Annotated in this window: 1 protein-coding gene; it reads left to right on the top strand. The window is 67.8% G+C overall.

The genetic code is table 11. From position 1 onward, the window contains the following. Positions 1-311: histidine phosphatase family protein (locus KI686_RS17565; protein WP_237590360.1), on the top strand; the 311-nt coding region annotated here is incomplete at both ends.

The following is a 311-nucleotide window of genomic DNA, read 5'->3' on the forward strand; positions in this document are numbered from 1 at the left end:
TAGCAGGGTTGTGACGCACTACATATATCTGGTCAGACACGGTGAACATCAGGATGCCGAGCACGGCATCGACGACGGACCCCTCTCGGCTCGAGGTAGGCGGCAGGCCGAGCTCATCGCGGACCGTCTCTCGGGCCTTCCGCTGGACGCCGTCTGGCACTCCCCGCTGCTGCGTGCCACGGAGACCGCGCGTGCGATCGCGGAGCGGCTGCCCTCGGTCGACCCCGTGCCTTCGGCGCTGCTGTTCGACTGCGTTCCGACCGGCATGACCGCGGACACCCCCGCGGCCTATGAGTCCTTCTTCGGGTCGG

Source organism: Polaribacter sargassicola, assembly GCF_021991835.1.
Lineage (GTDB): Bacteria > Bacteroidota > Bacteroidia > Flavobacteriales > Flavobacteriaceae > Polaribacter > Polaribacter sargassicola.